Annotated in this window: 3 protein-coding genes and 1 pseudogene; 1 reads left to right on the top strand and 3 read right to left on the bottom strand. The window is 56.2% G+C overall.

Going from position 1 to position 4,283, the window contains the following annotated elements; all coding sequences use genetic code 11:
• A pseudogene (locus AB7E14_RS21215) lies at positions 1-187 on the top strand (chemotaxis protein CheV); the annotation flags it as partial.
• 57 nt (positions 188-244) lie between these two features.
• Here the strand turns inward: AB7E14_RS21215 and nuoN are convergent.
• The 3 genes from nuoN to AB7E14_RS21200 form a co-directional block, all read right to left on the bottom strand.
• On the bottom strand, positions 245-1,702 hold the full coding sequence (nuoN, locus tag AB7E14_RS21210) for an NADH-quinone oxidoreductase subunit NuoN (protein WP_042317815.1): 1,458 nt from the start codon (positions 1,700-1,702) through the stop codon (positions 245-247).
• 6 nt (positions 1,703-1,708) lie between these two features.
• Positions 1,709-3,238 carry an NADH-quinone oxidoreductase subunit M gene (nuoM, locus tag AB7E14_RS21205; RefSeq protein WP_043000021.1) on the bottom strand — a complete coding sequence of 510 codons (1,530 nt, stop codon included), beginning with the start codon at positions 3,236-3,238 and terminating at the stop codon, positions 1,709-1,711.
• Positions 3,239-3,490: 252 nt separating this feature from the next.
• The coding region (locus AB7E14_RS21200) for a proton-conducting transporter membrane subunit (RefSeq protein WP_428169910.1) at positions 3,491-4,283 on the bottom strand (793 nt) is incomplete at its 5' end.

The following is a 4,283-nucleotide window of genomic DNA, read 5'->3' as shown; positions in this document are numbered from 1 at the left end:
AATTCCGGTGGTGATCCACTCTTCTCTTTCCGGTAGTGCCAATGAAGATCACGTCCGCAAAGTGAAAGCCGAAGGCTACGTGGCGAAGTTTGAAGTGAACGAACTGTCATCCGTTATTCAGGAAGTGATGGATCGCGCGGCGCAAAACATCAGCGGCCCGCTGGTCAGTCGTCAGTTGATTGCCTGAAGATTCTTCATCCATAAAAAAACCCGCCTCGGCGGGTTTTTCGTTTTTGCTTGTCGCTTACATCAGCGGTGCGGCTAACTGCACAATACTGATCAGCGGCTGCGGGTAAATACCCAGCACCAGCACCAGCAGTGCGGAGATCAGTACCACAATACCGCCTGCGCTGTACTGCCAGTTAGACGGCGCATCGCGGTTAAGCTGCTGCGGTGCGCTCAGGTACAGACTCACGGCAACACGCAGGTAGTAATATAAACCAATCGCAGAACCAACCACCACAGCGGCAACCAGCCACCACAGGTGCGCCTGTACACCGACGGCCAGCACGTAGAATTTACCGATAAAGCCCAGCGTCATCGGGATACCCGCCAGAGACAGCATCATCACCGTCATCACTGCCGCGAGGATCGGACGATGCCAGAACAGCCCACGGTAGGAGAACAGAGAATCGGCATCCGGACCACGGTACGGACTGGACATCAGGCTGACCACGCCGAACGCGCCGAGGCTGCTGAACAGGTAACCGGCAAGGTAAACGCCGACCGCTTCCATGGACATCTCGCCGCTCTGCAGAGCAATCAGCGCCACTAACAGGTAGCCGAGGTGAGAGATAGACGAATAACCCAGCAGACGCTTGATGTTAGTCTGGCTCAGCGCCATCAGGTTACCGAAGATGATGGAAGCAAAGGCGATCACGCCAAGCACCACGCGAACCGCTTCACTGTCGCCAACCGGCGCGTACAGGAACAGACGCATCACCACGCCGAAGATAGCGATTTTGCTCGCCGTCGCCAGGAAGGTGGAAACCGGAGCCGGTGCACCCTGGTATACGTCTGGCGTCCACAGGTGGAACGGAACCAGAGAGAGTTTAAAGCCCAGACCAACAATCATCATCCCGAAGCCCGCCAGCAGCAGCGGCTCGTTCAGCATACCGTCGCCGAGGCTCTTACCGAGCGCGACAAACGACAGGTTGCCAGACTGCGCGTACACCAGCGCCATACCAAACAGCAGGAATGACGAGGCGGCAGCAGACAGGATGGTGTATTTGATACTGGCTTCCAGCGAACGTTTCTGACGGAAGGCATAGCCCACCAGACCAAACAGCGGCAGGGAGATCAGTTCGATACCAAGGAACAGCGCCGCCAGATGATTGGCGTTCGCCAGCAGAATGCCACCCAGCGCGGCAATCAACACCAGCAGGTAGAACTCTTCCCGGTTATCGTCATAGCCTTCCAGCCACGGGTAGGCAAAAGTACAGGTCGCCAGACTCGCCAGCAGAACCAGTCCGGTGTAGAGCATTGCGAAACCGTCAACCCGCATCAGCGGGGTCACGTCCATCGCGCCAGCCTGGCCAACAAACCAGAGCGAAACCAGCGCGGCGTTAAGCCCAATGACCGACAGCGTGGCATTGAGGAAGTGATTGCGTCGCCACGCAATGGAGAGCATCACAACCACCACCGTCAAGCCGACGATCAGCAGCGGTAGCAGCGCAATCAGGTGTTGTGGAGTTATTGTCATGGCGATTTACGGCCTTGTAGTAGTAACGGAATTAACAAACCACTGCTGGATGTTGCTCATCGCAGAATGCGAGGTATCCAGAATCGGCTGCGGATAGAAGCCAAGCAGTACCAGAAGCACGACCAGCAACAGGATGATAAACAGCTCACGCAGCGACATCCCTGGCAGTTCTTGTTGTGCAATCTGGCTCTTCGCTTTACCGAAGTAAGCGCGATGTAGCATCGCCAGCGAGTAAACAGAAGCAAACACCAGACCAAAGGTCGAAATCACGGTGATGACCGGAACCACCTGGTAGCTGCCAAACAGGATCATGAATTCGCCAACGAAGTTACCGGTGCCAGGCATACCCAGCGTCGCCACGGCGAAGAACATCGACAGCGCCGGTAACCATTTCATTTTGCCCCACAGGCCGCCCATCATTCGCATGTCGCGGGTGTGCAGACGTTCGTACAGTTGACCACACAGAATGAACAGACCCGCAGCGGACAGGCCGTGCGCAATCATCTGAATCACCGCCCCCTGGTACGCCAGTTGGCTGCCGGTGTAGATGGCAATCAGCACGAAACCCATGTGTGAAACCGAGGTGTAGGCGATCAGACGTTTAATGTCGTACTGCGTGAACGCCATCCATGCACCGTAGAAGATACCGATTACGCCCAGCCACATCGCGATAGGCGCGAACTCCGCTGACGCGTTCGGGAACAGCGGCAGGGAGAAACGCAGCAGACCGTAAGCAGCGGTTTTCAGCAAAATACCGGCGAGGTCAACAGAACCCGCGGTCGGTGCCTGGGAGTGCGCATCTGGCAGCCAGCCGTGCAGTGGAACCACCGGCATTTTCACCGCAAACGCGATGAAGAAGCCCAGCATCAGCAGATATTCGACGCCGTGCGACATCGGCGTTTTCAGCAGGTCTTCATAGTTGAAGGTCCACACGCCGGTCGCATTATGGTGAACGAACACCAGCGCCAGGATGGCAATCAGCATCACCAGACCGCTCGCCTGGGTGTAAATGAAGAACTTGGTTGCCGCCGTGATACGCGTTTTACCGTCGGACGCCTTGTGGCCCCACAGCGCGATCAGGAAGTACATCGGCACCAGCATCATTTCCCAGAAGAAGAAGAACAGGAACATGTCGATGGCAAGGAACACACCGATCACGCCGCCCAGGATCCACATCAGGTTCAGGTGGAAGAAGCCCTGGTATTTTTCGATTTCTCGCCAGGAACACAACACCGCCAGAACGCCAAGCAGACCGGTCAGCACCACCATCAGCAGCGACAAACCGTCGATTGCCAGGTGAATCGAAATGCCAAAGCGCGGGATCCACGGCAGGACAAATTCAGACTGCCACTGCGGAATGCCAGCAGACTGCGTCAGCGAATAACCGCCCTGTAGCCACAGTTGCAGGCCAAGCGCGAGCGTCAGTCCCATGGTGATCAGCGCGATCCAGCGCGGCACCTTCACGCCAAAGCGTTCGGTCTGCCAGCACAGGAAGCCACCGATAAAGGGGATTAATATCAACCAAGGTAATAACATGGTGATCTTTGTTCCTTGTTTAAGTCCGGTTCAGGCTATCTCACTCGTCATAGCGAACCCCGACAGTGCTCGCAATCCTCACATACCTCAGTACGCTCCGGTTGCGGTGCACAGGCGGTGCTCACTCTGACTTCGCCGATAACGCCTGTCCAGTTGGACCTGATTTTCAACGAATTTTCTAAAAATTCTCTTTGAGCGTGTAGGCCGGATAAGCGTAGCGCTATCCGGCAGTCGTTCATCCAGCCCGCAAACTCAACGCAGTACCATCAGCAGTGCCAGCACCACCACGGCGCCAATGCTCATTGATGCGACATACCAGCGCAGATAACCGTTCTCGCTGAACAGCAGGCCTTTACCTGCGAAGCGAGAAAGGATGGCTGGCACGTTCATCAGGGCATTGAGCGGATCGCGTTTAAGCAGCCAGGCGACGCCAAGGAACGGCTTAACGAACACTTTGTCGTACAGCCAGTCGAAGCCCCAGGCGTTATACCACCAGGTGCCCAGCAGACGACCCGGCGCACTGTTGGCAATCGAGGTCACCAGAGTACGTTTACCCAGCCACAACCATGCGGCAATCAGGATGCCCGCAATCGCTACCACGCCAGAAGTCATTTCCAGGGTCATCACGCGGCCATGCTCAAGTTCAGTTGTCTGTGGCAGTACACCCTGAAGCGGCGGCACAATCAGCGCGCCTACGAAGGTGGACAGGATCATCAGGACAATCAACGGCAGGTGGTGAGTAATCCCCTTCCCTGCATGAGCATGAATTTGTTCTTTACCGTGGAACACGATGAAAATCATACGGAAGGTATACAGGGAGGTCATGAACGCACCGACCAGTCCTGCCACCATCAGATTGATATGACCATTCGCCATCGCGCCTGCCAGAATCTCATCCTTACTGAAGAAGCCTGCGGTAATCAGCGGCAGCGCCGACAGCGCCGCACCGCCCACCAGGAAGCAGAGATAAACCAGCGGAATGGACTTACGCAGGCCGCCCATCTTGAAGATGTTCTGTTCGTGATGGCAGGCCAGAATGACGGAA

This window comes from Citrobacter sp., assembly GCF_050252275.1.
Classification (GTDB): Bacteria; Pseudomonadota; Gammaproteobacteria; order Enterobacterales; family Enterobacteriaceae; genus Citrobacter_A; species Citrobacter_A amalonaticus.
Note: the sequence above shows the minus strand (reverse complement) of the source record. Positions and strands in the feature narration are given on the sequence as shown.

What these genes read in the sequence shown, in the direction of transcription:
- nuoN (WP_042317815.1), bottom strand. Translation starts at nt 1,702, where the DNA reads ATGACAATAACTCCACAACACCTGATTGCGCTGCTACCGCTGCTGATC.
- nuoM (WP_043000021.1), bottom strand. Translation starts at nt 3,238, where the DNA reads ATGTTATTACCTTGGTTGATATTAATCCCCTTTATCGGTGGCTTCCTG.